Origin of the sequence: Jannaschia pohangensis (genome assembly GCF_900113875.1) — a bacterium.
Taxonomy (GTDB): domain Bacteria; phylum Pseudomonadota; class Alphaproteobacteria; order Rhodobacterales; family Rhodobacteraceae; genus Jannaschia; species Jannaschia pohangensis.
Genome location: NZ_FORA01000001.1, coordinates 858450 through 884683, shown reverse-complemented (window position 1 = coordinate 884683; position 26234 = coordinate 858450). Strand labels below are relative to the sequence as shown.

General features: G+C 67.4%; 25 protein-coding genes and 1 tRNA gene. 9 read left to right on the top strand and 17 right to left on the bottom strand.

Going from position 1 to position 26234, the window contains the following annotated elements; genetic code table 11:
* Nucleotides 1-8: 8 nt before the first annotated feature.
* The gene (locus BM002_RS04380) at nt 9-1787 is read left to right on the top strand and encodes a serine aminopeptidase domain-containing protein (protein ID WP_092777646.1); all 1779 of its coding nucleotides are present in this window, start codon (nt 9-11) and stop codon (nt 1785-1787) included.
* On the opposite strand, the gene BM002_RS04375 is transcribed toward BM002_RS04380, so the two are convergent.
* Genes BM002_RS04375 through aroQ form a run of 3 tightly spaced genes read right to left on the bottom strand, consistent with a single transcriptional unit; the run spans nt 1775 to nt 3590 of the window.
* The gene (locus BM002_RS04375) at nt 1775-2557 is read right to left on the bottom strand and encodes a citryl-CoA lyase (RefSeq protein WP_092777644.1); all 783 of its coding nucleotides are present in this window, start codon (nt 2555-2557) and stop codon (nt 1775-1777) included. The two genes, BM002_RS04380 and BM002_RS04375, sit on opposite strands and share 13 nt — an antisense overlap.
* The gene (locus tag BM002_RS04370) at nt 2554-3177 is read right to left on the bottom strand and encodes a nucleoside/nucleotide kinase family protein (protein WP_245749117.1); all 624 of its coding nucleotides are present in this window, start codon (nt 3175-3177) and stop codon (nt 2554-2556) included. The genes BM002_RS04375 and BM002_RS04370 overlap by 4 nt, the downstream gene beginning before the upstream one ends.
* Complete coding sequence (gene aroQ / locus BM002_RS04365) at nt 3174-3590, bottom strand: type II 3-dehydroquinate dehydratase (RefSeq protein ID WP_092777642.1); 417 nt, start codon at nt 3588-3590, stop codon at nt 3174-3176. The genes BM002_RS04370 and aroQ overlap by 4 nt, the downstream gene beginning before the upstream one ends.
* Nucleotides 3591-3848: 258 nt before the next feature.
* On the opposite strand from aroQ, the gene BM002_RS04360 reads away from it, so the two are divergent.
* Both BM002_RS04360 and BM002_RS04355 read left to right on the top strand, forming a co-directional pair.
* On the top strand, nt 3849-6248 hold the full coding sequence (locus BM002_RS04360) for a GcvT family protein (RefSeq protein ID WP_092777640.1): 2400 nt from the start codon (nt 3849-3851) through the stop codon (nt 6246-6248).
* The gene (locus BM002_RS04355; RefSeq protein WP_092777637.1) at nt 6245-8695 is read left to right on the top strand and encodes a GcvT family protein; all 2451 of its coding nucleotides are present in this window, start codon (nt 6245-6247) and stop codon (nt 8693-8695) included. Before BM002_RS04360 ends, BM002_RS04355 begins: the two co-directional genes overlap by 4 nt.
* A gap of 24 nt (nt 8696-8719) precedes the next feature.
* On the opposite strand, the gene hisD is transcribed toward BM002_RS04355, so the two are convergent.
* The 5 genes from hisD to BM002_RS04330 form a co-directional block, all read right to left on the bottom strand.
* A complete protein-coding gene (gene hisD, locus BM002_RS04350; RefSeq protein WP_092777635.1) occupies nt 8720-9997 on the bottom strand; it encodes a histidinol dehydrogenase in 1278 nt (425 codons plus the stop codon).
* A 94-nt stretch (nt 9998-10091) separates the two neighbouring features.
* On the bottom strand, nt 10092-10562 hold the full coding sequence (locus BM002_RS04345; RefSeq protein WP_092777633.1) for a hypothetical protein: 471 nt from the start codon (nt 10560-10562) through the stop codon (nt 10092-10094).
* A 100-nt stretch (nt 10563-10662) separates the two neighbouring features.
* Nucleotides 10663-11097 carry a DUF4399 domain-containing protein gene (locus tag BM002_RS04340; RefSeq protein WP_092777631.1) on the bottom strand — a complete coding sequence of 145 codons (435 nt, stop codon included), beginning with the start codon at nt 11095-11097 and terminating at the stop codon, nt 10663-10665.
* A gap of 194 nt (nt 11098-11291) precedes the next feature.
* Entirely contained in the window at nt 11292-12695 is a 1404-nt protein-coding gene (glnA, locus tag BM002_RS04335) for a type I glutamate--ammonia ligase (protein WP_092777629.1), read from the bottom strand.
* Nucleotides 12696-12745: 50 nt separating this feature from the next.
* Nucleotides 12746-13084 (bottom strand): P-II family nitrogen regulator, encoded by a 339-nt coding sequence (locus BM002_RS04330; RefSeq protein ID WP_092777627.1) that lies wholly within the window; start codon nt 13082-13084, stop codon nt 12746-12748.
* Between the two features lie 156 nt (nt 13085-13240).
* Here BM002_RS04330 and BM002_RS04325 point away from each other — a divergent pair, with 156 nt between their 5' ends.
* A complete protein-coding gene (locus BM002_RS04325; RefSeq protein WP_092777625.1) occupies nt 13241-14836 on the top strand; it encodes an NAD(P)H-hydrate dehydratase in 1596 nt (531 codons plus the stop codon).
* Here the strand turns inward: BM002_RS04325 and BM002_RS04320 are convergent.
* Both BM002_RS04320 and BM002_RS04315 read right to left on the bottom strand, forming a co-directional pair.
* Nucleotides 14791-15279, bottom strand: a complete 489-nt coding sequence (locus tag BM002_RS04320) for a Hint domain-containing protein (RefSeq protein WP_175484796.1) — start codon at nt 15277-15279, stop codon at nt 14791-14793. The genes BM002_RS04325 and BM002_RS04320 overlap by 46 nt on opposite strands.
* 213 nt (nt 15280-15492) lie before the next feature.
* The gene (locus BM002_RS04315; protein WP_092777621.1) at nt 15493-16008 is read right to left on the bottom strand and encodes a Hint domain-containing protein; all 516 of its coding nucleotides are present in this window, start codon (nt 16006-16008) and stop codon (nt 15493-15495) included.
* A gap of 132 nt (nt 16009-16140) precedes the next feature.
* Here BM002_RS04315 and BM002_RS04310 point away from each other — a divergent pair.
* The 4 genes from BM002_RS04310 (at nt 16141) to BM002_RS04295 (ending at nt 18906) form a co-directional block, all read left to right on the top strand.
* Nucleotides 16141-16225, top strand: a tRNA-Leu gene (locus BM002_RS04310).
* Between the two features lie 160 nt (nt 16226-16385).
* Nucleotides 16386-17636 (top strand): glycerate kinase type-2 family protein, encoded by a 1251-nt coding sequence (locus tag BM002_RS04305; RefSeq protein WP_092777619.1) that lies wholly within the window; start codon nt 16386-16388, stop codon nt 17634-17636.
* A complete protein-coding gene (locus tag BM002_RS04300; protein WP_092778771.1) occupies nt 17636-18085 on the top strand; it encodes a DUF1499 domain-containing protein in 450 nt (149 codons plus the stop codon). The genes BM002_RS04305 and BM002_RS04300 overlap by 1 nt, the downstream gene beginning before the upstream one ends.
* Nucleotides 18082-18906, top strand: coding sequence for a hypothetical protein (locus BM002_RS04295; protein ID WP_092777617.1), 825 nt, complete (start codon nt 18082-18084; stop codon nt 18904-18906). Before BM002_RS04300 ends, BM002_RS04295 begins: the two co-directional genes overlap by 4 nt.
* Here BM002_RS04295 and BM002_RS04290 read toward each other — a convergent pair.
* Nucleotides 18900-19940, bottom strand: coding sequence for an aldo/keto reductase (locus BM002_RS04290; RefSeq protein WP_092777615.1), 1041 nt, complete (start codon nt 19938-19940; stop codon nt 18900-18902). The genes BM002_RS04295 and BM002_RS04290 overlap by 7 nt on opposite strands.
* A gap of 86 nt (nt 19941-20026) precedes the next feature.
* Nucleotides 20027-20995, bottom strand: coding sequence for a GlxA family transcriptional regulator (locus tag BM002_RS04285; protein WP_092777613.1), 969 nt, complete (start codon nt 20993-20995; stop codon nt 20027-20029).
* Between the two features lie 81 nt (nt 20996-21076).
* Here BM002_RS04285 and BM002_RS04280 point away from each other — a divergent pair, with 81 nt between their 5' ends.
* Nucleotides 21077-22243, top strand: a complete 1167-nt coding sequence (locus BM002_RS04280) for an MFS transporter (protein ID WP_245749116.1) — start codon at nt 21077-21079, stop codon at nt 22241-22243.
* A 3-nt stretch (nt 22244-22246) separates the two neighbouring features.
* Here BM002_RS04280 and BM002_RS04275 read toward each other — a convergent pair whose 3' ends face one another.
* From BM002_RS04275 to BM002_RS04250, 5 genes are all read right to left on the bottom strand, one after another.
* The gene (locus tag BM002_RS04275; RefSeq protein ID WP_139212240.1) at nt 22247-22486 is read right to left on the bottom strand and encodes a hypothetical protein; all 240 of its coding nucleotides are present in this window, start codon (nt 22484-22486) and stop codon (nt 22247-22249) included.
* 109 nt (nt 22487-22595) lie between these two features.
* Complete coding sequence (gene xth, locus BM002_RS04270) at nt 22596-23378, bottom strand: exodeoxyribonuclease III (RefSeq protein ID WP_092777609.1); 783 nt, start codon at nt 23376-23378, stop codon at nt 22596-22598.
* 67 nt (nt 23379-23445) lie between these two features.
* On the bottom strand, nt 23446-24336 hold the full coding sequence (locus BM002_RS04265; RefSeq protein ID WP_092777607.1) for a hypothetical protein: 891 nt from the start codon (nt 24334-24336) through the stop codon (nt 23446-23448).
* 429 nt (nt 24337-24765) lie between these two features.
* A complete protein-coding gene (locus BM002_RS04255; protein WP_092777603.1) occupies nt 24766-25320 on the bottom strand; it encodes a hypothetical protein in 555 nt (184 codons plus the stop codon).
* A complete protein-coding gene (locus BM002_RS04250) occupies nt 25317-26234 on the bottom strand; it encodes a hypothetical protein (protein WP_092777601.1) in 918 nt (305 codons plus the stop codon). The genes BM002_RS04255 and BM002_RS04250 overlap by 4 nt, the downstream gene beginning before the upstream one ends.

The window sequence follows — 26234 nt, the reverse complement described above, 5'->3', positions numbered from 1 at the left end:
GTTGTGTCGTGTCGGAAATCGCCAGCAAGACAGTCGTGTCGCGGGATGGAACGCCCCTGATGCACCGTGCCTTGCCGGGCGCGGGCGACGGCGTGGCCTTCGTCGGGCACAGCCAGCCCACTCATTCCGGCAACATGCTGCCCTTTGCGCAAGGCCTGACGAATCGTGGCTGGACCACCCATCTGGGCGACTTCCGGGGGCACGGGCGGTCGACGGGGCGGGGCTGTGCCCTGGGCCATCTGGAGCCGGGCAGCGGATGGGAGGGGATGCGCGACGATCTGGCCGCCCATCTGGACGCGACCTTCGACGGGGTGCCCTGGGACAAACGCCTGATCGTGGCGCCGAACATCTCGGCCCTGCTGACGCTCGATTTGCTGCACCTTCGGCCTGACCTTGCCCGGCGCATCGTCCTGATTTCACCGCCCCCGAACCAGCGGGCGATTCACGTTCTGGCGCGCAGCTATGTCAAGGCGCGGATGATGCTGCACGCGCCCGACCGACCGGACGAAAAGACGCTGCACACGGTCTATTCCTTTCTGGGTGCGCAATTGAAGACGCGCGGCGGCCTGACGGCGGCGGTCACCGGCGACCCGAAGGTGGCCGAGGCGCTGGCCGCCGACCATCTGGCCTGGCCCGTCCCGACCCTGGGCTACTGGCACGAGATTTTCCGCGGCTACGAGGCCGCCTGGACCCGGCTGCGCCAGGCCCGCATCGCGCCGGGGACCGAGATCCTGCTCTTGTCGGGCGGCAACGATCCGATGGTGTCCAACGGTCGCTTCATCGCCCCCATGCTGGCCGAATTGCGCGCGGCGGGGGCGTCCAGCGTGTCGGTCGACAGGGTCGAGGGCGGGCGGTCCGGCTTTTTCCTGGAGGAGGCGCGGCTGAACGTCGCCGCACGAGTCGACGCCTGGGCACGGGGCGAGGCGGGCGACAGCGCTCCGGTGGACGAGGGCGACATGGCCAGCGTCGCCTCGGACGTGCTGATGACCGTTGGTGGGCGCGACGGCCCGATCGAAGCCGATGAACTGGTGGAGCTTTGCTATACCGCCATCGACGACGAATCCCGGTGGGTCGAGATGCTCTACCGTCTGGTCCACGGCCTGTCGGGGCCCGAGGACGAGGGCAACCCCGACCAGCTGGAAAAGCTGCTGACGGCGCTGATGCCCCATTGGGACCGGTCCTATCGTCTGAACCGACAGATCATGCAGACGGCGGCCATCGGGTCGGTCATGCAGAACGTGCTGGAGCGGTTCGATCTGGGGCTGGCCGTGGTCGATGACGCCTTCGAGATCAGCTATCGCAACGACAGCTTCGCCCGTGCCGCGACCCGGCTTTTCGGGGATGTGCCGCTTCGTGACGCCTTGCCGCGCGCGTTCCGCGACCAGACGCGCGAGGGGCGCCGCGAGGCGGTGTTGATGATCGACGGGCGACCGGCGGGGTTCTATTTCCGGCCCCGTGCGCTGCGCCAGACGGCGTTGCAGCGGGGCGGGGCCTCGGGCGTGCTGGCCCTGTCGTCCGGGCAGGGGTTGCAGGCGGATACCCGGGCCGAGCGGCTGGACCTTGTGGCCTTCGCCCTGGGCCTGACCCAGAAAGAGGCCGAGGTCGCGACCCTTCTGGCCGACGGCCTGCCCACCTCCGACGTGGCCGAGGCGCTCGGCATCTCGATCAACACGCTGCGCACGCATCTCAAGCGGATCTTCGAGAAACTCGACGTCACCAGTCAGGTCGAACTGGTGTCTCTCATGCGCTCCTCCGTCCTTGATTGGGCGCGGGCTCAGCCGGAATAGCGTGGCAGGATCGCGGGCGGCATCGGCCCCTTGTTTCGCCCGCCCTGTTCGGTCTGCTCCCAGGCATGGGCCAGCAATCCGACCGACCGGCTGAGCGCGAAGAGCCCGCGCGACAACGGCGCCGGGAAGCCCAACTCACAGAAGATCACCGCCGTCGCCCCGTCGATGTTCATCGCAATCGGCGTGCCCCGGTCGGCCCCGATCTGGCGTTGCACGGCCTGACCGATCCGGGCGAAATCGCCGCTGACGGTGCCCTCGGCTGCGGCCGCCTCGACCAGGGCCATCAGGCGGGGCGCGCGCGGGTCGACGGGCTTGTGAAAGCGGTGGCCGAAACCGGGGATCATCTTGCCGTGGGTGGCGCGCCACTCGGCCAGACCGGCCTTGACCGCCGCATCCATCGGCCCCGCGCGCTCCGCGATATCATACATCAGCGCGGCACATTGCGCGCCCGCGCCGCCATGCACATCGCCCAGCATGTTGAGGCCGGTCGCCATGGCCGATTGCAGCCCGACCCCGCAGGTGGCCGCCATTCGCGCGGCGGCAATCGACGGGGCCTGCGGGCCATGGTCGACGGCGGCCACCAAAGCGGCCTCGAACAGGTGGGCCTGAGCCGCGTCGGGCAGGTCGCCGCGCACCATCAGCCAGATCATCTGGGGAAAGGTCACGTTGCCGATCAGGTCCTGCACGGGGTGGCCGCGAAAGGCGATCCGGCCTGGTTCCATGTCGATGATGGCGGTCTTCCACCAGTCGCGCAGCGCATCTTCGGTCATGGGGTCTCTCCAGCGGTCGAGAGGCGCAGATCTGGCGTGATCGAGTCGCGCAACACCCGGCGCGCATTGGGCAGGTCGTTGCCCTCGGCCTTGGCCAGGGCAGCGTCGGGGGCAAAGCCGTGGCCTGTCCAGCGGTCGATCAGGCGGTCCCGCAGCGTGGCCTCGGAGACGTCGATCATCACCGACAGGTCCCACATCGGATGCAGATCGCGCCAGGGGTCTTCGTCCAGCAGCAGGTAGTTCCCCTCGACCAGCGCGATGTCGGCGGCGAACTGTCCGCCGTCGGGCACCGTCGCATCCGCCGCCCGGTCGAAGGTCGGATAGGCAACGGCGCCGCCCGCCCGCAACGCGGCGACCAGACGGATCAATCCCGCGGCGTCGAAGGTTTCCGGGGCCCCCTTTCGGGCGCGCAGCCCAAGCGCGTCCAGCGCGGCATTGTCCAGATGAAACCCGTCCATCGGCACCACTTGCGCGGGGCGCCCGAGTTCGGTGACCGACCGGGCCAACGCCTCGGCCGTGGTGGATTTCCCGGCGGCCGGCGGCCCGGCCAGCGCCACGACCCGGCGACCGGCGGGCAGGGCGGCGATGCACCCCGCAAGCGTGGCCAGGTCGATGGTCACCGCGCCAGCCAACGCAGGGCGGCGGCATAGCCCTCGGTCCCCAGACCCGCGATCACGGCATTCGCGCGGGCAGAGACATAGGAGTGGTGCCGGAACGCCTCCCGCTTGTGGATGTTGGAGATATGGACCTCGACCACCCGCCCTTCGAATGCGTTGAGGGCGTCCAGAATGGCGATGGACGTGTGGCTGTAGGCCCCGGGGTTGATGACGATGGCATCGCGTGTGCCCCGGGCCTCCTGGATCCAGTCGACCAGCTGGCCCTCGTGGTTGGATTGCCGAAACGTCAGGTCGCCCAGGTTCAGCGCGCGACAGGCGGCTTCCACATCGGCCAGGGTTTCGGAGCCGTAGATTTCCGGCTCGCGCTTGCCCAGAAGGTTCAGGTTGGGGCCGTTCAGGACAAGAATATCGGGCAAGAAGGGCCTCCGGAGATTGCTGTGACGGATATCTGGACAGCGAATGCCTAGCCCGGGGCAGGGTCCATTCCAAGCGTCATGGCATCTGGACCTAGGTCGGCCACGAATCCTATGGCCAGAAAGCCGCGCCCCCTTGATCGAAAGTCGGGGGTGGCGGACGCTTCGCCCATCAGGACCCCGCACCCGGAACCCGGAAGCGCCCCACGTGGTGTCCCGATGTCACGGCCCGAACGGGCCACCGCTGTGGAGGCAGTCCGTATGAGCATTCCCGACAGGACCAGGGTCGTCATCATCGGCGGGGGCGCGGTCGGCGTCTCCTCCCTCTATCACCTTGCGCTGGCCGGCTGGACCGATTGCGTCCTGCTGGAGCGCAACGAGCTGACGGCCGGGTCGACATGGCACGCGGCGGGCAATTGCCCGAACTTCGCGACGTCCTGGGCGGTGATGAACATTCAAAGCTATTCCACCGCCCTCTATCGCGGGCTGGCCGAAGCGGTCGACTATCCCATCAACTACCACGTGTCGGGGGCGCTGCGGCTGGCCCACAGCGCGGCGCGGATGCAGGAATTCGAGCATGTGCGCGCCATGGGCGTGGCACAGGGTCTGCGGATGGAGATGGTCAACAACGACCGCATGCGGGCGCTGCACCCGCTGGTTCAGACCCATGACCTTGTCGGCGGTCAATGGGACCCGGAGGACGGGGACATCGACCCCGCCCAACTGACCCAGGCGCTGGCCCGGGGGGCGCGCAATCTGGGCGCGACGATCCTGCGCCACACGCCCGCAACCGGCGTGAGCCGCGACGGCGACGGATGGATCGTCCAGACAGACAAGGGCGATATCGCCTGCGACGTCGTGGTGAATGCCGCCGGATATTACGCCGCGCGGGTGGCCGAATGGTTCGAACCCTTTGGGCGGCCCCCGCTGCCCATGGCGGTGATGTCGCATCAGTACCTTCTGACCGAGCCGATCCCCGCGATCGAGGAGGACGCTCGAACCCGTGACGGCAAGCTGCCGCTTCTGCGCGATCCGGACGTGTCCTATTACCTGCGGCAGGAGAAGACCGGCCTGAACCTCGGCCCCTATGAGCGCGACTGCGTCTCCATGTGGACGATCGGCGACATGCCCGAGGATTTCAGCTTTCAGCTCTGGCAGGACGACCTCGACCGGCTGGAGGATTACATCGCCGACGCGATGGCGCGGGTGCCCGCCCTGGCGACCGCCGGGGTGAGCAGCGTCATCAACGGGCCGATCCCCTATACGCCCGACGGCCTGCCCCTGATCGGGCCGATGCCGGGGGTGCGGAATGCCTTTGACGCCAATGTCTTCACCTTCGGCATCGCGCAAGCCGGGGGCGCAGGCAAGGTGTTGGCCGATTGGGTCACCAGGGGCGCGACCGACTGGGATTGCTGGGATGTCGATCCGCGCCGCTTCGGTCGGTTCGCGTCGAACCCGGCCTATGCCAGGGCCAAGGCCGAGGAGGTTTACGGCCACGAATACGCGATGCACTTCCCGCACATGCGCTGGCCCGCCGGGGCTGGTCAGCTGACCTCGCCGATCCATGACCGCCTGATCGAAATGGGCGCCGTCATGGGCAGCTATGGCGGGTGGGAACGGGCGAACTGGTTCGCCAAACCCGGCGACGACCTGTCGTTCGAGGCGACGCAGACCTGGCGGCGCGACGGGCCGTGGCAGGCGCGGGTGGCCGAAGAGGTCGCCGCCGTAACGCAGGGTTGCGGTGTCCTCGACCTTTGCGGGTTTTCGCGCTTCGATCTGTCGGGGACGGCGGCGGCCGATTGGTTGGGCAATCTGATCGCGGGCAGACTGCCGCCCGTGGGCCGCATGACGCTCGCCTATTTCGAGGGGCCGACGGGTCGCTTCAAGACCGAGATGTCGGTGGCCAGATGGGGCGCGGATGACATCACGCTGGTGACCGCCGCCATCGCCCGCGACCACGACCTCGACCTGCTCCGGCACCAACTGCCGCCGGGCCTGATCCTGACCGACCGGAGCGAGGATATGTCCTGCCTGCTGGTCACGGGGCCCCGCGCGCGCGACGTGCTGGCCCCGCTGACCGACGGCGACCTGACCTTGCCGTGGTTGTCGGTGCAGCGCGCGTCGATGCCGGGCCATGACATCTGTCTGCAGCGGGTCAGCTTTGCTGGCGAACTCGGGTGGGAAATCCACGCGCCCGTGGCGGCGATCCCGGCGATCCACGCGGGCCTTCTGGCCGCCGGGGCGGCGCCTTTCGGGATGTGGGCGCTCGACTCCATGCGGATCGAAAAGGCCTATCGGGCCTGGGGCAGCGACCTGTCGCCCGGCTATACCCTGCGCGAGGTCGGGGCCGACCGTTTCATCTGGGCGGAACGTCGGGGCGACGATCCGGCCCGGGCGCTGGCCGTGCTGACGCTGGAGGATACGGAATACGACCCCCGGCCCATGTCCAACGTCTGGCTGGGCGATGTCCGGGTGGGCGAAATAACATCCGCCGCCTTCGGATGCCGCGTGGGCAAGCCCGTGGCCCTGGCCATGCTCGACCGTGCCAAGGCCCCGCCGGGAACGTCGGTGGAGGTCGATATCTTTGGCCGTCGCGTCCCGGCACTGGTTCACCCCGACCGCCCCCTCTGGGACGCGGCCAACGATCGGATCCGCGCATGACGCAGGCCATTCCCGCGAGCGCCCGCGCCGTCATCATCGGCGGCGGGGTCATTGGCTGTTCGGTGGCCTACCATCTGACGAGACTGGGCTGGACCGATGTCGTCCTGCTGGAGCGCAAACGGCTGACCTCGGGCACGACGTGGCACGCGGCGGGGCTGATCGCGCAACTGCGGTCCTCGGCGACGGCCACGCGATTGGCCAAGTATTCCGCCGATCTGTATGCCCGGCTCGAGGCCGAGACTGGCGTGGCGACCGGCCTGCGGCAATGCGGCTCCGTCTCGGTCGCGCTGACGGCGGCGCGGCAGGAGGAGTTGCTGCGCAATGCCTCCATGGCGCGGGCCTTCGGGGTGGAGGTGGCAGAGTTGTCGCCCGCCGAGGTGGCCGAGAAATATCCGGCCCTGAACCTCGATGGGGTGCAGGGCGGCGTCTGGCTGCCGCTGGACGGGCAAGGCGATCCGGCCAACATCGCGCTGGCGCTGGCCCGGGGCGCGCGTCAACGGGGCGCGCAGATCATCGAAGGCATCCGCGTCACCGGCATCGATGTTGCGAGCCGCACCGCCCGCGCCGTGACCTGGCAGGCAGAGACGGGCGAGGCGGGTCGGATCGACGCCGATCACGTCATCAATTGCGCAGGCATGTGGGCGCACGAGGTGGGCCGGATGGCGGGCGTCAACGTGCCGCTTCATGCCTGCGAACACTTCTATATCGTGACCGAGGCCATTCCCGGCCTGACCCGCCTACCGGTGCTGCGGGTGCCGGACGAATGCGCCTATTACAAGGAAGACGCAGGGAAAATCCTTCTGGGCGCGTTCGAACCCCGCGCCAAACCCTGGGGCATGGACGGCATCCCCGAGACCTTCGAATTCGACCAGCTGCCCGAGGACTTCGACCATTTCGAACCGATCCTGGCCAAGGCAATCGAACGGGTGCCCATGCTGGCCGAGGCGGGCATCCACACCTTTTTCAATGGCCCCGAAAGCTTTACCCCCGACGATGCCTATCACCTTGGTCCGTCACCCGAGGTGCCGAACCTCTGGGTTGCGGCCGGGTTCAATTCCATCGGCATCCAGTCGGCCGGCGGGGCGGGCATGGCGCTGGCCCAGTGGATGGACGACGCGGAGATGCCGTTCGACCTGATGGACGTGGACATCGCCCGCAACCAGACGTTCCAGCGCAACCGCCGCTACCTGAGGGAGCGTGCGACCGAAAGCCTGGGCCTGCTCTATGCCGACCACTGGCCCTTCCGACAGAAGGAGACGGCGCGCGGCATCCGGCGGTCGCCGTTCCACGACCAGCTTGCTGATCTTGGCGCGGTCTTCGGCGAGCTGGCGGGATGGGAACGGGCCAATTGGTTCGCCGCCGACGACCAGCCCCGCGCCTATGACGACACCTGGGGCAAACCCAATTGGTTTGCCAATGCGGCCCGGGAACACGCCCATATCCGCGAAGGCTGCGGCTTCTACGACATGTCGTCCTTCGGCAAGATCAAGATCGACGGACGGCAGGCCGAGGCCTTCCTGAACCGGCTCTGCGGCGGCAACCTGTCGGTCGAGACGGGGCGGATCGTCTATACCCAGATGCTCAATTCCCGCGGCGGGGTCGAGGCGGATGTGACCGTCACGCGTCTGTCGGAACACAGCTTCCTGATGGTGACACCCGCCGCGACACCGGTCCGGGACATGGCCTGGCTGCGCCGCCACATGGAGCCGGACGAGGCGATCTTCCTGACCGATGTGACGGCGGGCGAGGCGGTTCTGGCCGTCATGGGCCCGGGGTCGCGCGCCGCCCTGCGGGCGATCAGCCCGGCGGACTTCAGCAACGACGCCTTCCCCTTCGGCACGGCGCGCGACATCGACATCGGAATGGGCATCGCGCGGGCGCACCGCGTGTCTTACGTGGGGGAACTGGGGTGGGAGGTCTATGTCCCGTCCGACATGGCGGCCCATGTGCTCGACACGCTGATCTGGGCCGATACCGGGGCGCGCCCCGTCGGCCTGCACACGATGGATAGCTGCCGGATCGAGCGGGCGTTCCGCCACATGGGCCACGACATCACCCCCGCCGATCACGTGCTGGAGGCGGGTCTGGGCTTTGCCGTCAAGACCGACGCGCCCGGCGATTTCATCGGGCGCGAGGCCGTCCTGCGTCGCCGCGAAGAGGGGCTGCGGCGACGTCTGTTCCAGTTCCGGCTGCACGATCCAGACGCGATGCTCTATCATAACGAGCCGATCTTGCGGGACGGCCATATCGTCGGGCACATCTGTTCGGGCGCCTATGGTCATAGTCTGGGGGCGGCCATCGGCCTTGGCTATGTGCCCTGCGCGGGGGAAAGCGTGGGCGACTGCCTCGCCTCGACCTATCAGATCGAGGTGGCGGGGCGGCGGATCGGGGCGGATGTGTCGTTCCGCCCGATGTATGACCCGACGGGCGCGCGGCTCAGGATGTGAGCGCGCGCGCCCGCCGGTGGCCCGCTACATCTGGCCGTATTTTCGCAGCCGGACGTCGGCGGCGCGGGCGTGACCTTCCATTCCCTCTATCCGGCTGATCCGGGCGCTGGCTTCGGCCACGGGCCGCGCGCCGTCGCGGGTCGCGCGTTGCCAGGTGACGATCTTGAGGAACTTGTGCACCGACAGCCCGCCGGTATAGCGCGCCGCGCCGCTGGTCGGCAGCACGTGGTTGGTGCCGCTGGCCTTGTCGCCATAGGTGACGGTCACTTCCTCGCCCAGGAACAGGCTTCCGTAGCAGGTCAGCCGCTCAAGCCACCAACCCAGATCATTGGCCTGAACGGTCAGGTGTTCGGGCGCGTAACTGTCGGATATCGCGGCCATTTCCTCGCGGTCATCACAGAGGATCACCTCGCCGAAGTCCCGCCACGCGGCTTCGGCGCTTTCGCGATTGGGCGAGGGCAGGTCGGCGATCAGCGCATCCATCCGGTCCATCACGGCGCGGGCCAAGGCTTCGTCGTCGGTGACAAGCCAGACCGGAGAGTTCCAGCCATGCTCGGCCTGGCTGACCAGATCGACGGCCACGACTTCGGCATCCGCCGTGCCATCGGCCAGGATCAGGCTGTCGGTCGGACCGGCCACCATGTCGATGCCCACCCGTCCAAAGAGCAGGCGCTTGGCTTCGGCGACGAACTGGTTGCCCGGCCCGACCAGAACCGCCGCCTCGGGCGTGTCGAACAGGCCGAAGGTCATGGCCGCGATCCCCTGAACGCCGCCCATGGCCAGGATGGTGTCGGCGCCGCAGATATCGGCGGCATAGGCGATGGCCGGGTCGATCCCGCCGCCCTTGCGCGGGGGCGAGGCGACGGTGATATGCGACACGCCCGCGACCTTGGCGGTCGTCACGGTCATGATCGCGCTGGCCACATGGGCATAGCGCCCGCCCGGCACATAGGCGCCGGCCGCGCTGACCGGGATGACCTTCTGGCCTGCGACAAGGCCCGGTACGACTTCCAGCTCCATCTGGGACAGGGTAGCGCGCTGCGCTTCGGCAAAGCGGCGGACGTTATCGCGGGCGAAGGCGATGTCGCGGCGCGTCTCATCGCTCAACTGGGCCGAGGCGGCGTCGATCTGGGCGCGCGTCAGCACCGGATGCCCAGTGGTGCCGTCCAGCTTTTCGGACCAGGCGAGGGCCGCCGCGTCCCCGCCCGCCTCGATCTCGGCCAGCATTGCCGACACGGTCTGGCTGACGTCGGCCGCCGCCGTCTCTGCGGTCTGGGTCGCCTTTTTCAGATAGGTTGCCATCGTCGTCCTCCCTCACATTGCCCATGTCTTAGCGCGCCCGGTTGGCCGTCCGAGGTTGATTTGCGACACGTCCCGGTCGGGTTCGGGCGCGGATCTAGTCGCCCGCCGTCCAGTTCATCGCGATCCGGGCGGTGCAGTCGTCGAGGCCCGACAATGCCATACCCCGCGCCGCCAAAAGCGCGCCGACATACATCTCGATCTCGCTCTCGATACGGTCGGGGCCTCTGATGCCCATGGTCACATCGGCCAGCGTCGTGCCCATTTCGGCCGGCGCCAGAAGGCCGGTCCAATCGGTGTCGGTCACTTGCGTCCAGACGATCCCGTCACCGGAATTTCCGGGCAAGGTGTTCGGATCGAACGTGCCGTCCCACACGATCTGGTGTTCCTCCGTCTGGTCGAAGGCCGCCGACATCTGGTCGAGGATCGGCTGGATTTCGTCGGGGCAGGCGTCGGAAAACCCGGTCACCTCGGCCGTGGACGTCCAGGTGCCATCCTGGGGCACGATCCCTTGGGCCAGAACGGGCGAGGGCAGGATCAGGGCGGTGGCAATCAGGAAATGGCGCATGGTCTCTCGGGTCGTTGTGTGGACCCAGAGTGCCGCAGGGCCGCGGCAGTGGCCAGCCCCCGAGGGCGACAAAAGACGCCCTTTGCCGCCGCCCGCCCCGCTATTCCACGATGATCGTGATCACATCGGACGCCACCGGCGTCGCATGAACCACATGGTTGAGATCGCCCAGAACCAGTTGCAGCGTATGCTCGCCCGGCGGCAGGTCCAGCGTCGTCTCGGTCTGGCCACCGCCGAAATGCACGTGGTTGTCGTCGGCAGGGATGCCGAAGTCCAACTCCTCGGGATCCTCCGATCCGAAGGCGGGCCGGTCGATAAGCAGGTGATGGTGTCCAGTGTTCTCCTTTTCCGTTCCGGCGGGGGCCACGCCCATGCCCGACAGGCCGAAGATCACCGTCACGGGCGACGTCACGGTCGCGCCATCCTCCAGGTTGACGAAATAGACCATCGCGCCTTCGGGCGCGGGCGTGTCCTGGGCCCATCCGGGCAATGCAAGGCTGACGGCGAACGCCGTGGCCAGAATTCTCGGGGTCATGTCCGGTCTCCCTTTGGGTGCTGAGGCCGCCGCAGGGGCGGGCCAGCACAGGATAGGCCCATTCGGTGAATTCTCCGAGTCACATGATTGGGACCGGTCCGGCACAGGCGACCGCACACGGGAATGCGAAACGGGCGCCCCAAGGGACGCCCGCTTCTGGTGTTTTCGATCCGGGCGTCTGGCCCGGGCCTGCCTCAGCAGGAGTAGTACATCTGGTACTCGATCGGGTGGGGCGTATGCTCGTAGGCGTAAACCTCATTCCACTTGAGCGCCATGTAGCCCTCGATCTGGTCCTTGGTGAACACGTCGCCGGCCAGCAGGAACTCGTGATCCTTCTCCAGCTCGTCCAGTGCTTCGCGCAGCGAACCGCAGACCGTCGGGATCGCGGCCAGCTCTTCGGCGGGCAGGTCGTAGAGATCCTTGTCCGACGGCTCGCCGGGGTGGGTCTTGTTCTTGATCCCGTCCAGGCCGGCCATCAGCAGGGCGGCAAAGCACAGGTAGGGGTTCGCCGACGGATCGGGGAAACGGGCCTCGACGCGCTTGGCCTTGGGCGATTCCGTCCATGGGATCCGGACGCAGCCCGAGCGGTTGCGGGCCGAATAGGCGCGCAAAACGGGGGCTTCGAAACCGGGGATCAGGCGCTTGTAGCTGTTGGTCCCGGGGTTCGTGAAGGCGTTGAGCGCCTTGGCGTGCTTGAGGATGCCGCCGATGAAATACAGCGCTTCCAACGACAGATCGGCGTATTGGTCGCCCGCGAACAGCGGCTTGCCGTCCTTCCAGATCGACATGTTCACGTGCATCCCGGTGCCATTGTCGCCCGCAATGGGCTTGGGCATGAAGGTGGCCGACTTGCCGTAGGCATGGGCCACGTTGTGGATGACGTATTTGTATTTCTGGATCTCGTCGGCCTGCTTGGTCAGCGTGCCGAAGATCAGGCCCAGTTCGTGCTGGCAGGACGCGACCTCGTGGTGGTGCTTGTCGACCTTCATGCCCATGCGCTTCATGGTCGAGAGCATCTCGGACCGCAGGTCCTGGGCGGCGTCGGTCGGGTTCACGGGGAAGTAGCCGCCCTTGACGCCCGGACGGTGGCCCATGTTGCCCATTTCGTACTCGGTGCCCGAGTTCCAGGCGGCGTCGGCCGCGTCGACCTCGAAGCTGACCTTGTTCATGGTGTTCGAATAGCGGACGTCGTCGAAGATGAAGAATTCCGCTTCGGGACCGCAATAGAACGCGTCGCCGATACCCGAGGATTTCAGATAGGCCTCGGCCTTCACGGCGGTGCCGCGCGGATCACGCTCATAGCTTTCGCCGGTGTCCGGCTCGACCACGTTGCAATGCACGCAGACGGTCTTTTCGGCATAGAAGGGGTCGATGTAGGCGCTGTCGACATCGAGCATCAGCTTCATGTCCGAGGCTTCGATGGACTTCCAGCCGGCGATCGACGAGCCGTCGAACATGAAGCCTTCCTCGATGAAGTCCTCGTCCACCAGGTCGGCGACGACGGTCACGTGCTGCAACTTGCCGCGCGGGTCGGTGAAGCGGATGTCGACGTATTCGACTTCCTCGTCCTTGATGAGCTTGGTCAGGGCGTTTGCCATGAAGATCCCTTTCGTTTGATATGCTTGTCTTGGGTTTTCGGGGGGGAGGGTCAGATCGCGTCTTCGCCCATCTCGCCGGTCCGGATGCGGATGGCTTGATCGACGGAGGAGACGAAAATCTTTCCGTCGCCGATCTTGTCGGTCCGGGCGGCGGCGATGATGGCTTCGACGGCTGTGTCGACCATATCGTCGGCCAGAACGACTTCGATTTTCACTTTCGGGAGGAAGTCGACGACGTATTCCGCGCCGCGGTAGAGTTCGGTGTGGCCCTTCTGCCGTCCGAAGCCCTTGACCTCGGTCACGGACAGGCCCTGGATCCCGATCTCCTGAAGCGCTTCTTTCACTTCGTCCAGTTTGAACGGCTTGATGATAGCCTCGATCTTCTTCATTCGACTGCTCCTCCCGGCGACGTTGTGGTCACTTCGCAGTCTGGACGGGGGCGGACAATCGCATAGGCTGTATCCGGTGGGATGCCGCGCCCTGAATCCGGGGCGAGCGGCTAAATTTTAGTCGCAGAGATTAAAAAAAAGGCGATTGGAAAAGATATGAGCAATCTGCTGCTGACAGCCGCCCAGATGCGGGCCCTTGAGCAGGCCGCAATCGACTCTGGCAGGGTCACCGGACTGGAGCTGATGGAGCGCGCAGGCGTGGGTGCGGTGGACGCCATCTTCGCGGAATGGCCCGAAATGGCCGCCGCGCCGGGACGCGCCGTGGTGCTCTGCGGGCCGGGCAACAATGGCGGCGACGGCTTCGTCGTGGCGCGGGTGTTGGCGGGCAAGGGTTGGGACGTGGAGGTGTTTCTCTATGGGGATGCCGAGCGGCTGCCCCCGGACGCACGGGTGAATTACGAGCGGTGGTGCGAGTTGGGGAAGGTGCTGCCGCTTGGGGACGCACCGGATGCGATAGAACGTTTTCCGGATTTGACGATCGATGCAGTTTTTGGCAGCGGCCTTTCGCGTCCCCTTGAGGCATCTCTGTTTCGGACATTGAGCTGCTTTTCACAGCAGTTCGTTGTCTCGCTTGATGCGCCGAGTGGCTGTGATCTGGACAGTGGCAGAGTCCTTGGGGAAGACGGGCAAGCATTCCATCCTGCCCTTGTCATCGCATTCGGGCACCGAAAGGTCGGACATGCATGTGGTGATCTGGAACGGGCATCAAAAGTTGTCGTCGTCGACCTTCAGCTCTCCCGAGAAATTGCCGGACGTGCAGGGTTCTTCGCCGAACGCGAAATCGTCCATGCGGTGCAGGTTCGCGCGCTGAGCCCAATATTCTCGAAACGGAACGACGGCCACAAATACGACCACGGCCACGCCCTGATCCTGACCGGCGGCATGGGTCGCACCGGAGCGGCGCGGCTTGCGGCCCGCGCGGCGCTGCGGATCGGGGCAGGGCTGGTGACCTGCGCGGCGCCCGGCGCGGCGATGATGGAATGCGCGGCGCAGTTGACGGCGGTGATGCTGCGGCGGTACGACAACGCCGAAGCCTTGGCAGCCATGCTGGAGGATGACCGCATCAATGCCTTGTGCCTTGGCCCCGGCATGGGCGTCTCGGCACGCGTCTCCGCGCTTCTCGACGTGGCTTTGGCGTCGGGGCGACAGGTCGTTCTGGACGCCGACGCGCTGACGGTTCTCGCGGGGCGGGACGATCCCTTTTCCTTGCTGCATTCCAAGTGCGTGCTCACCCCTCATGGCGGCGAATTCGCACGGCTTTTTCCCGACATCGCAGCGCGTCTGAAGGCCCCGGCGATGTCCGGCCCCGCCTATTCCAAGGTCGATGCGACCCGCGATGCGGCGGCGCGGGCGGGATGCACCGTTCTGTTCAAGGGACCGGATACGGTGATCGCTGACCCGAATGGCAAGGCAGCCGTCAATTCCGCCGCCTATGATCGTGCGGCCCCTTGGCTGGCGACGGCAGGGTCGGGCGATGTGTTGGCGGGGATCATCACCGGGCTTCTGTCGCGGGGCGTCCCCCCGTATCACGCCGCGTCATCGGCCGCCTGGCTGCATCTGGAGGCAGCGTTTGCCTTCGGTCCGGGATTGATCGCCGAAGACCTGCCAGAAGCCTTGCCCGCCGTCCTGCGCAGGCTGGCGAGCGATCAGGCGGCGTTCGAGGCAGTCACCACTTCGAGGCCATCGACGTAGATCGCCGAAGGGCGGTCCAGGATCAGCGACCAGATCGACCCCGCAGGGGCGGCCACCTGCCGGATGATGGCCCCATCGACCAGACGCACCGCCGCCACCCGCGCTTCGCGTGCACCGAAGAGGGACCGGGCGCGCCAGTCGCGCAGGACGATGGGTTGATCGAGCGGCAGCAGGATATTGCGTTCGGGGCGACCCCATCCCATGCTGCCCGCCGGGAACAGCACCATGGTCGACCCCGCCGGCGCTACCCCCCGGATCACGCGACGCAGGGGGACGATACCGTAGTCGCGGGTGATGACCCGGTCGCCCGGCACCAACGCCTCGACCAGAGTCTCGCCGCGTGCGGTCAGGACATGGCTGCCGGAAGGCAGCGCGTGGCGGAGGCTATGGTCACGCAGGACCGGCACGCCCAAAGGCGCGGAGGGAGGGGAGACGACTGTCATGTCACTGCTCGTGCGATTGTTCGCTTCTTGTGCCATCCAGCCTAGCCCCCGGTCATTCGTCTGGCACGGAGAATCGTGCCGAGGCCCATCATTGCCACACAGGGTGTTGCAGACCCGTTAATCGTCCCGAACCGGACCGTCGAAATGAGCGAAGGCCCGTCCTTTTACGGGGCGGGCCTTCGGTCGTTCGAAACCAAGCAAAAATCTTTTGGGTCAAATGTCGGCGGTCAGGTCGATCAGGTCCTTCTCGGTGCGACCCGTCGGGGTTTCCAGACCGTTGGCGTAAATCGTCAGGGGGGCGCCGAGGTTCAGCTGATAGGCGAGCGTCTCGCCGAAAACGGCGATCTGCTTGCCATCGGCCAGGCGTGCGGCGGGCACGAGGGCGGACTGGACGCCGAAGAGGGCATCGGCGCGCCAGTCGCGGATGGCGACATGCTGATCGGCGGCGACGGTGATGTCCCGCTCGGGCCGGGCGAGGCCCAGGCTGTCGGCGCGGATGGTGCAGGCGGGCGAGGTCACGGTCGTGATCGCGCGCAGGGTCGCCATTCCGCGTTCGCGGGTGATGATCCGGTCACCGACCCGAAGGTCCTCGACGGCGACTTCGCCGCGTGCGGTCAGGATGATCGAGCCCAGGGCGACGCCACCCTTGATGGCGAAACCAGCCAGATCGACAGGGACGGCGTCGGTTGCGGCAAGCGTATCGGCGTTTTTGCGAAGCTGGACGGTCATGGCAGTGATCCTGTCTCTCTATGTCTTTTCTCTGACACTTTGGTGGCGTCCAAATGGGGCAAGAACGGGGCGGGCACGGGGACTCTTGGTGGCCCTTTCGGGTTGAATGTTAGAATGCTATGGCGAGCGAATGCGGGTGTGGCGGAATTGGTAGACGCACCAGATTTAGGTTCTGGCGCCGCGAGGCGTGGGGGTTCGAGTCCCTTCACCCGCACCATTTCCCCCTTGAAACGCGCGGGCCGGGCGCGCAAATCCCGGCTGGATTTCACGTATGATGCACGGGTGATCCACGTCGGATCTGCGTCGGACGTTTTTCGACCGCTTGACAGGGCGCACATGGGACGCAGGACTGCGGGCCAGAGAGCGGGGGCTGCCACATGCGCGACGGGTTGACGGACATCTTCATGGCGGGCGTGCGGCGGGCCGACCCCGGACGCGCGGTCGACGGCGCGCTACCGGGGATCGCGCGGCCCGACCTCATCGTGTCGATCGGCAAGGCGGGGGTCGCGATGGCGCGGGCCGCGCTGGCGGCCTTTCCGGGTGTCCCCTGTCTGATCGTGACCAACCCCGAGAACGCCGAGGATGTGGCGGGCGCGAACGTGCTGGTGGGCGGGCATCCGGTGCCCGATGCGGGATCCTTGGCCGCCGGTGAGGCGGTGCTGGAGGCCGTGGGGGCCCTCGGGGCCGGGCAGACCTGCCTTGCGCTGATCTCGGGCGGGGGGTCGGCGCTGGCCGCGGCCCCGGTCGCGGGCGTGAGCCTCGCCGACAAGGCGGAGGTGTCGCGCCTTCTGCTGGCGGCGGGGCTGGATATCCGGGCGATGAACCTTGTGCGACAGAACCTGAGCCGCCTGAAGGGGGGCGGGCTGGCCCGCGCGGCGGCCCCGGCGACGGTCACGTCCCTGATCCTGTCGGATGTGGTGGGCGACGATCTGTCGGCCATCGCCTCGGGTCCGACGGTCGCACCTCTGGGTGGACCGGGGGCGGCGGTGGAGCTGTTGCGCAAGTCCGACCTGTGGGAGCGGATTCCGGAGAGTTGCCGCCTGGCACTGGGTCAGGCGGGTGGGGCGGTGACGCCCCTTGGCGAGACGCGGCTGATCGGGTCGAACCGCCTTTCGGCAGAGGCGATGCTGGCAGCGGCACCGGGCGCCACGCTCGACCCCGTGCCGCTGGAGGGCGACGTGGCGGACGCCGCCGCACGGGTCGCAGCGGTGGCGCGGCGCGGCCCGGGCCTGACGCTCTGGGGCGGGGAGACGACGGTGATCCTGCGCGGCGACGGGCGGGGCGGTCGCAATCAGGAGCTGGCGTTGCGCGTTGCGCTGGCGCTTGGCGATCTGGGTCGGCCTTGGGCCTTTCTGTCGGGGGGCACGGACGGGCGCGACGGGCCGACCGATGCGGCGGGGGCCCTGGTCGATGACGGCACGCTGAGCCGGATCGCGGCGGCGGGACTGGACGCAGAGGCCGCGCTGGCGCGCAACGATAGCTATCCGGTGCTGGCGGCGGCGGGCGACCTGTTGATGACGGGAGGCACGGGGACCAATGTCGCCGACCTTCAAGTGCTGCGGGTCGGAGGGTCGCGGGGCAAAGATCGCGTGACAGGCGACGCAGGCCCGCTAGATAGGACAACATGATGAAACGAACGCTCTTGCTTGCGGCGCTTGCCGCCGCCATTGCCGGGATGGGATACGTCCGGCTGGCCCCCATGGATGCCGCCGAATGGCACGTCGACCCCGAGGGGGCCGAACGCACCGGCAAGCCCAATGACTACATGATCGGGCCCGGCGGCGACCGGGATGCGGTCGTCTTGGACGGAACCACGGAGGACGTGATGGCCCGCCTCGACGCCGTCGCCATGGCCGAGCCGGGAACGACAAGGCTGGCCGGATCGCCGGATGAAGGCTGGGTGACCTATGTGCAGCGCAGCCGGCTGATGGGCTATCCCGATGCGATCACGGTCAAGGCCGTCCCGACCGGAGAGCGGACGGGCCTGATCCTGTGGAGCCGGTCTCGCTATGGCCAGTCGGACCTGGGAGTGAACAGGGCGCGGCTGGAACGGTGGTTGACGGCCCTCGGGGCATGACAGAGTTCGGGGCGGTCCCCGATGCGCGCCTGATCGCGCCGCTGGAGCGTCTGATCGAAACGCCTGGGCTGACCGCGCTGTTTCTGGCGGGCAGTCACGGGCGCGGTGCCGCCGATGCCTTCAGCGATATCGACTTGCTTGCCGTGGCGGAGGCAGATGCGCTGGCCGATGTGGGCAGCGCCTGGCAGGCGGCGCTTGGGGCGGCGCTGCCCATCGTGCATTGGGATCGGCGCGATTGGGGTGGTACGCTGGTCAATGCGATCACCGAAGATTGGCTGCGCGTGGATCTGTTCGTCGTGCCGGGGCTTGATCGGCGGGCGCGGGATTTGCTGGTGCCGTTGCATGATCCGGCGGATCTGTGGTCGGCGATGCCCGCCAGTTTGCCGGCGGCCGAACCCGACCCCGCCAGGGTCGCCCGTCTGAGCCGCGAGATCATCCGCATCATCGGCCTGCTGCCGCTCGGCGCCGGGCGGAAGGAGGTGGTGACGCTCCTCTGGGGGTTGAACCTGCTGCGCGATGCGGCGACCCAGTTGATGCAGGAGGAGTGCCCGCTGGCCGACCGGGGCGGCGTTCTGCATCTGTCGCGGCTGATCCGGCCCGACCGGATGGCGGTGCTTCTGGCTCTGCCGCAGCCGCCCGCGCGCCTGCCCGAAGTCACGGAGGCCTATATGGCCTATGCGGCGATCCTGCTGCCGCTGGCGCGCGAGATGTCGGAGCGGCTGGCGCTGGACTGGCCCGAGGCGTTCGAGGCGGCGACCCGTGCGCATCTGCGCAAGGCGATGGACCTGGACCTGCCGTCGTCGACCCCCGCCGGTCAGTAGGGCAGGGGATAGCTGCGGTTCGCGTCGTCGATGGCAGTGACCAATTCGTCGGACAGGGTCATGTCCTGCGCCTTGAGCGCGTGCTCCAATTGGGCCGTCGTGGTCGCGCCAAGGATGGCGGAACAGGCGAAGGGCCGGGTTTGCAGCCAGGCCAGCGCCATATGCACCGGGTCGACCCCATGTTCGGCGGCAAGGTCGAGGTAGAGCGCCACCGCCCCCTCCACCCGGTCGGACCAGCGCCCGCCCAGGTTGCCGTTGATCGCCCGCCGCGACCCGTCGGGCAGCGCGCCGTTCTGGTACTTGCCGGTCAGCAGGCCCGTGGCCAGCGGCGAAAAGGCCAGCATCGTCACCTGTTCATAGGCCATCAGCTCGGCCAGGTCGGTATCGGCCAGACGGCAGAGCAGCGAATATTCGTTCTGGATCGAGACCGGGCGGGCGGGGCCATCGCCGCCGTCGTCCCCGCTGGCCAGGGTCAGCCATTGGTCCATGCCCCAGGTCGATTCGTTGGACAGGCCGAAGGCGCGGATCTTGCCGCTGGCGCTCGCGTCTTCGAGCGCGCCCATGCAATCGGCCATGTTCTGCAGGATCGCGTCGCGGCCGCCCTTGGGCCGGTAGGTCCAGTTCTGGCGGAAGTGGAAGCTGCCGCGATTGGGCCAGTGGAGTTGGTAGAGGTCGATGGTCTCGGCCCGGAGTCGCGTCAGGCTGTCGTCGATACAGGTGGCGATGGTTTCGGCGGTGATCTGGCCGCCGGGGAGATAGCCGCCGGCGCCCAGGTGCTTGGTCGCGACCCGCATCTTGCCCGAGTTGCCCTTGGCCAGCCAGCGGCCCACGATCTGTTCGGTCAGCCCCAGGGTTTCGGAGCTGATCGGATTGACCGGGTAGAGATGCGCGGTGTCGACCCAGGTCACGCCGGCATCGACGGCCATGTCCATCTGGCGGTGCGCGTCGTCTTCGGGGGTCTGGGTGCCGTAGGTCATGGTGCCGAGCATGATCTCAGAAATCGTGTCGGTCTGGCCAAGGGGGACGTGGCGCATCGGGAGTGCTCGCATCTGACTGTGATTGCGGCCTTTGTGGGGGGCCGGGCGGCGGACGTCCAGTGCGGATGGCTGGATTTTCGCGCTCAGGCCCCGTCGCGGAAGGCGTCGGCATAGTCGCGCACGCCGACGCCGAGTTGTCGCTGGAAAGCGCGGCGCATGCGTTGCAGGTCGCCGAAGCCCGCGTCGACGGCCACCCGTTTGGCGGCAAGCCCCCCGAGCAGCAGGCCCCGGGCATGGTCGACGCGGGTCCGTTCGACGAAGCCGACGGGGGTCATGTCCATCGCCTGCCGGAAGCGGCGCGACAGGGTGCGCGGGTTCATTCCCGCCTCGGCCCCGAGCGTGTCGAGCGTCCAGTCGCGGGCGGGCGCGGCCAGCACCGCCTCGATGAGCCGGGTCAGGGCGTCGTCGTCGGTGAATTGCCCGGCCAGATGCATGGCGTATTGGCTCTGCCCGCCCGTGCGCCGCAGTTGCACCACCAGTTCGCGCGCCACCGCCAGCGCCGCCGCCTTGCCGCAGTCGGCGCGGATGATGTGCAGCGCGAGGTCGATGCCCGTCGTCACCCCGGCCGAGGTCCAGACCCGCCCGTCGCCCGCCATGATCCGGTCGAGATCCCACCGGACGTCCGGGTGCCGCGCGATGTCGCGCTGCCGCGACCAATGGGTCGTCGCCACCCGCCCGTCGAGCACGCCCGCCGCCGCCAGCGCCAGCGCGCCCGAACAGACGGAGATGACGCGCGCATCGCCGGGTGCGGCGAGCGTGGCGCGGATCGCGGCCCGCAGCGCGGGGAAGGCGGCCACATCGTCGATGTCCCCGCCCGGGATCAGGAGGTCGGCCCCGGGCGCCCGCTCGGCCAGACCGCCCGCCACCCCGAGGGTCAGTCCGCAATTGGCCCGCACCGCCCGTCCCGTGATCGACAGGTAGCGGTGACGATAGACCGGGCGGCCATCGAAGCGCGCGGTGTCGAAGGCCTGCACCGGTCCGGCGACATCCAGCAGATTGACCCCATCAAACAGCAGGACGTCGAGGGTGCGGGCAGTCGGGACTTTGTCCATTTTTGACGCCAGTCTGACATTTCAGACATTCCATGTCGCAGGTAAGCAGGGGGGCGTCCATCCCTTGCGTCCGGAGCCTTCATGACCGCCCCCCGATCCACGACTGCCTACCTCGGCCTTCTGACGGCCAACACGATCCTCGCGTCAGCCATGCCGATGCTCATTATCCTGGGCGGGCTGGCGGGGCTGATGCTGGCCCCGTCGCCTTTCCTCGCCACGATGCCGCCGGCGGTGCAAACCCTGGCCGGGCTGATCGCTGCGGGTCCGTTTTCGCTCTTGATGGGGCGGGTCGGTCGGCGGGCCGGGTTCCTGGTGGGGGCGGGGTGCGCCGCATTGGGGGGCGTCGTCGGGGTCTGGGCCCTGATGACGGGGAGTTTCGCGCTGCTCTGTGCCGCGCATCTGATGCTTGGGGCGGCGCTGGCCTGCTATCAGTATTTCCGCTTTGCCGCCGCCGAAGTGGTGCCGCCCCGGTGGCAGCCGGTGGCGATTTCGCTGATGCTGACCTCGGGGCTGGTCGCGGCCTTTGCGGGGCCGCAGATCTTCATCTGGACGCGTGACGGCCTCTTTGATGTGCCGCTGGCCGGGGCCTACGCGGCGATCAGCGTCATCAGCCTTGTCGGGCTTCTTCCGCTTCTGGCGCTGCGTCTGGGTCCGCCGCCGATGTCGCAACCCCTGGGCCGGATTGCCGCCCTCGCCATCCTGCGCCGCCCCGACGTCCTGTCGGCCGTGGCCCTGGGGGCCGTCGCGCAGGGGACGATGGTCTTCCTGATGGCGCCCACGCCGCTGGCCATGATCGGGCAGGGCCTGTCCGAGGCGATGGCGGGCGACGTGATCCGCTGGCATGTGGTCGCCATGTTCGCCCCGAGCTTCATCACCGGCTTCGTGATCCAGCGTCTGGGGGCGCGCCCCGTGGCAGGGGCGGGGCTGGCCCTGCTGCTGGTGTCGGCGGGGGTCGCGGCGAGCGGCCTGACGGGCGCGCATTTCTATGGGTCGCTCGTCCTGCTCGGGCTCGGCTGGAACTTCGGGTTCATCGGCGCGACCTCGATGCTTGCCGCCGCCGCCCCGCCCGAGGATCGCGCGGTGGCGCAGGGGGCGAATGACACCGTCATCGCTCTGGCCGCGACGGTCTGCGCCTTTGCGTCGGGGGCCATCGTGACGGGGCCGGGCTGGACCGTGCTGGCGTTGATCGCGGTGGCGATCCTTCTGGGGGCGCTTGCCCTGCTGTGGCGGCGTCCGGTGCCTGCCTAGGGGCTATCGCAGATTGGGCAGGCGACCGATCTCATGGAATCGGTCCACCCAGACCCCGGCCTCCTCGTCGGACAGGCCGAGGTTTTTCGCCACCTTCCGCGTCAGGGAATAGCGCGTCCGGTTGGGCTGCATTTCGTCGAGCATGGAGATATGCCGCTGACGCGCCTGCTCGAAGCTATCGAAGAAGGCACCGAGGCCCTGCATGTCAGCGCGCCCGAAGTGATGGCAGAGCGCCTTGCGCATCCACATCTCCTCATGCCCGAGCGCCTCCAGTCGGCGGCATTAGTCCACGTCGCTTTCCCCGGCGTGCGGCGGTATCTCGGTGTAGGGTCCGGCCTCCATCGGCGCGGCCCTAGAGGTCGAGGTCCAGCCAGACCGGCACATGGTCCGACGGCTTGTCGCGGCCCCGCATGTCGGTCTGGATGGTGCAGTCGGTCATTCGGTCGGCAATCGCGGGCGACAGCAGGAAATGGTCGATGCGGATGCCGTCGTTCCGGTTCCACGCCCCGGCCTGATAGTCCCAGAAGCTGTAGTGCCCGGCGGCGGGCTGGCGCGTGCGGAAGGCCTCGGTCAGCCCGAGGTTCAGAAGCCGCCGCCAGGCCGCGCGGGTCTGGGGCAGGCCCAAGGCGTCCTTTTCCCACGCCTCCGGCCGGGCCGCATCGCGGGCATCGGGGATCACGTTGTAGTCGCCGGTCATCAGAAAGGGCGTCTCCTCGGCCAGAAGGGCGCGGGCCCGCGCCTCCAGCCGGGCCATCCACGCGAGCTTGTAGTCGTACTTCGGCCCCGGCGCGGGGTTCCCGTTGGGCAGGTAGAGACCGCAGATCCGCACCGCGCCCTTGTCCCCGATCACCGTGCCCTCGATATACCGCGCCTGTTCGTCGCTGTCGTCGCCCGGCAGGCCACGGGTCACATCCTCGATAGGCAGCTTCGACGCGATGGCGACCCCGTTGAAGCCCTTCTGCCCGTGGGTGTGGAGGGTATAGCCCGCATCTTCGGCCACCTCGCGGGGGAAGGCCTCGTCGACCGACTTGATCTCCTGCAGGACGGCCACGTCGGGCGCGTCGTCGCGCAGCCAGCCGGAGACCGTCTCGTAGCGGGCCTTGATGCCGTTGATGTTGAATGTGGCGATCTTCATGGCGGCCCCTCCGGTGTTGCACCGGGTGTAGGCCAGCCGTGTCGGCGTGTCACGGGGGCCGCGCGGCCTATTGGTAGCGAGGGTTCAGGATTTCGAGCTGCTGATCCACGATGCGGGAGTTGAGCCAGTCCATGTGGGCCTGGATCAGGGTCGGGGCCTCGCAGAGCATGGAGCGGTCGAATTGGTATTCCGCAGAAATCCAGTCGTTGTACTGCAATGAGACCTTGCAGACCGTGTTGCATTCCGCGGCCCATTCGTAACTCAGCCCGTCCTCTGCGGGCCAGCCGAAGAACCGGCCGCGATCGAAGGGATAGGGGACGTCGTCCGGGGTCGGAACGGTCAGGTCCATCACATCGTTCGTGCGGTGCCAGGGCCTTGGTGTGATCTTTTCGAAGACGTCAAAACCGCAGTGTTCGATGTCAATGTCGTAAAGGTCGCCTTCGCGCGACACGCTCTGAGCGCCGGGCGCATACCCCGGAAACGGGTCAGACGTCTCCTTGGCGTAGAGCATCAACCTGTTCAGTCTTTTTGAAGAAGACCCAAGCAATGCGTTGAGCGTCACATAAACATTTGGAGGCTCCAAGATCGCTCTGCCTGTGTCCATAGGCTCGCCTGGACGGGGCTTTTTCGGGCCAAAACCAGGCGTCCCACCGATGTTTGGCAAGTATGCTTGATTGAGGTTGACCACGGTCGCGGGTCCGTCGGGCCATGTCCAGAGCGGATGCAAGTGACTCATCTGAAACTCGAATGTGACGAAGCGGCCCGAAGTGATTTCGTTCAACTGCCAGTCATGCAGCTCAAACGTGATTTTTCGTTCAAGCTCAAACGGGGAGATTACCGGCACCCGCTGGATCGGCACATAGAACGGATCGTCCTCTTCCTGCGCCCAGGCAACAACTCCGACTGCCGCCGCCGCCGCCAGCACTGCGCCCGCTGTCCATCGCTTGTTCCTGAACATCGCGCGCTCCTCTCCGCTCCGGGCGGCTTCCGGCCATATAATCCGTGCGAGACGGCAAAAACATGGCGATCCGTGACCGGATTGCCCCCCGCAATGGTCCGTCGCACAGGCGCCGTGGTCGCTTGAAGTCGGCGCTTATGTCGCTTGTCGCAAGGCCAGTGTCCGCGCCTCGAAGCCGGGGGCAAAACCCCTTGGGACGGCAAATCCGGTTCGCAATCGCGCAGTTCCGGATTTTCCGCGCGCAGGAGGGCCAGGCGAAGCTCGGCTTCTTCTCGGGTTGCGGGGCTGACGGGGACGCGATCATCATCAAGAGGATAGCCACTGCAAATCTGATGATCTGAGGCTCTCATCCGCTCGGGGGCTGCAAAAGTGGCCGAAGCTGACCGCGACCTGATTGGATTTTACACCTGGGTCAGGGGCGGGCGCGTGTCACCGGGGCAGGGCGGTGATGCGGGTCAGGCGGCTGGTGCCCTGGGCCGGGTCCTCGTCGGGCGCGTCGAGCAGTTCGACCGACCAGGCGGTCGGCGCGGTGCCGGGTGGCAGGATCAGGTACTCCTCCCGCGTCCAGCCGCAGGTCATGCGCGCGTCCGGGCGGATGAATTCGAATTGCAGGAGCAGCGTTCGTTCGGCCCCGGGGTCGTCCGCGACCGGCAGCAACAGGGTGAGCGGGCGACCTTCGGGCACGGGTCCGTCGTGGAACCGGGTCAGATCGCCCGTGTCCTCGTCGAAGGCAGAGGCGATCAGGATGTCGCCGGGCCGCGTGGCAAAGGGAAACTGCAGGTCAAGCACGACCTCTCGCAGGGGGCCGGGCGGGACCTCGGTCAGGCCGCGCTCGTAGCTGGCGACCGAGGCGGCGAAATCGGCGTCGTCCTCGACAAAGCAGATGGACATGTTGGTCGGGTCGGACATGAGGCGGGCTCCGAAAAGCAGGGCCGCGACGGCAAGCGCGGCGAGGATCAGGATCGAAAGGCGGGCCCGCGTCACGTGCCCGCCGGGGTCAGGGTGAAAAAGCCGGTCGGCTGGCCCGCTGGTGACGTGCCTTCGACGGGCAGGGCGCGCGCGCCGTTCTTGCGCCAGAGCGCGTAGTTGTTGATGCCTTCGGATTGGCCGCCGTCCTCGATCCCTGGCCAGAATCCATCGCTGAGGCCCGGGTGGGGATAGGCTTCGTGATCGGGGGGGAGGGGGATGCGCTGCCCTTCCTTGCCGACACGCGCGGCCTTCAGGTCCGTGGCAAGGCGTTCGTGTTCGGACCGCAGGCGGATGCAGGAGCCGTAGTTCGTGCGTCGCTTGTAGGCCCGCACGGTGATGTCGAAGCGGTTCGCGAGCCGCTGCCCGAGAGAGGTCTGCGGCCCGCGCGCGCCCACGTTCATGGCCGTCCGGCAGGCATAGGAGAACAGCTTGCCATCCGGGGCGAAGGCATTTGTCGGGACGGCGGCGAAGTTGCCGTAGAAGACATTCATATCCGATCCGGGGCCGGAGTAATTCAGCGCAAAATAGCTGGGAAAACCGTGGCAGAACATGACGAGGTTGCGAATGACATGGCGATCGGCCCCTGTTCCCCGGTTGGCGAGCAGATTGATGAAGGAATTGCTGCTGCCGATCGTCCGGATGCGAACCCCCGCGTGGTCGCGCAGGTAGTCGAGGTTCAGCAATTCCCACCGGGTATAGCCCTTGTCGACATAGGCGATGGTGGTGCGATCCGCCCGGGTGTAGCCGGGGGGCCGCAGGGTGCCTTGCGCCACGCCGTAACCGCAGCCGAGGAACATGCATTTCAGTTGAAAGCCTGACCGCAGGTATTCGAATTCGGACCCGATCACGATGATGTTCTCGGTCTTTGGCGGACAGTCGGCGCAGTCGGCTCCGGCCGCCGCACGGGATGAGAACGCGGGGTTTGCCAT

Coding starts and splice junctions, on each gene's coding strand:
- BM002_RS04375 (WP_092777644.1), bottom strand. CDS start 2,557: ATGACCGAAGATGCGCTGCGCGACTGGTGGAAGACCGCCATCATCGAC.
- BM002_RS04360 (WP_092777640.1), top strand. CDS start 3,849: ATGAGCATTCCCGACAGGACCAGGGTCGTCATCATCGGCGGGGGCGCG.
- BM002_RS04355 (WP_092777637.1), top strand. CDS start 6,245: ATGACGCAGGCCATTCCCGCGAGCGCCCGCGCCGTCATCATCGGCGGC.
- hisD (WP_092777635.1), bottom strand. CDS start 9,997: ATGGCAACCTATCTGAAAAAGGCGACCCAGACCGCAGAGACGGCGGCG.
- BM002_RS04345 (WP_092777633.1), bottom strand. CDS start 10,562: ATGCGCCATTTCCTGATTGCCACCGCCCTGATCCTGCCCTCGCCCGTT.
- BM002_RS04340 (WP_092777631.1), bottom strand. CDS start 11,097: ATGACCCCGAGAATTCTGGCCACGGCGTTCGCCGTCAGCCTTGCATTG.
- glnA (WP_092777629.1), bottom strand. CDS start 12,695: ATGGCAAACGCCCTGACCAAGCTCATCAAGGACGAGGAAGTCGAATAC.
- BM002_RS04330 (WP_092777627.1), bottom strand. CDS start 13,084: ATGAAGAAGATCGAGGCTATCATCAAGCCGTTCAAACTGGACGAAGTG.
- BM002_RS04325 (WP_092777625.1), top strand. CDS start 13,241: ATGAGCAATCTGCTGCTGACAGCCGCCCAGATGCGGGCCCTTGAGCAG.
- BM002_RS04320 (WP_175484796.1), bottom strand. CDS start 15,279: ATGACAGTCGTCTCCCCTCCCTCCGCGCCTTTGGGCGTGCCGGTCCTG.
- BM002_RS04315 (WP_092777621.1), bottom strand. CDS start 16,008: ATGACCGTCCAGCTTCGCAAAAACGCCGATACGCTTGCCGCAACCGAC.
- BM002_RS04305 (WP_092777619.1), top strand. CDS start 16,386: ATGCGCGACGGGTTGACGGACATCTTCATGGCGGGCGTGCGGCGGGCC.
- BM002_RS04300 (WP_092778771.1), top strand. CDS start 17,636: ATGAAACGAACGCTCTTGCTTGCGGCGCTTGCCGCCGCCATTGCCGGG.
- BM002_RS04295 (WP_092777617.1), top strand. CDS start 18,082: ATGACAGAGTTCGGGGCGGTCCCCGATGCGCGCCTGATCGCGCCGCTG.
- BM002_RS04290 (WP_092777615.1), bottom strand. CDS start 19,940: ATGCGCCACGTCCCCCTTGGCCAGACCGACACGATTTCTGAGATCATG.
- BM002_RS04285 (WP_092777613.1), bottom strand. CDS start 20,995: ATGGACAAAGTCCCGACTGCCCGCACCCTCGACGTCCTGCTGTTTGAT.
- BM002_RS04280 (WP_245749116.1), top strand. CDS start 21,077: ATGACCGCCCCCCGATCCACGACTGCCTACCTCGGCCTTCTGACGGCC.
- BM002_RS04275 (WP_139212240.1), bottom strand. CDS start 22,486: ATGCGCAAGGCGCTCTGCCATCACTTCGGGCGCGCTGACATGCAGGGC.
- xth (WP_092777609.1), bottom strand. CDS start 23,378: ATGAAGATCGCCACATTCAACATCAACGGCATCAAGGCCCGCTACGAG.
- BM002_RS04265 (WP_092777607.1), bottom strand. CDS start 24,336: ATGTTCAGGAACAAGCGATGGACAGCGGGCGCAGTGCTGGCGGCGGCG.
- BM002_RS04250 (WP_092777601.1), bottom strand. CDS start 26,234: ATGGCAAACCCCGCGTTCTCATCCCGTGCGGCGGCCGGAGCCGACTGC.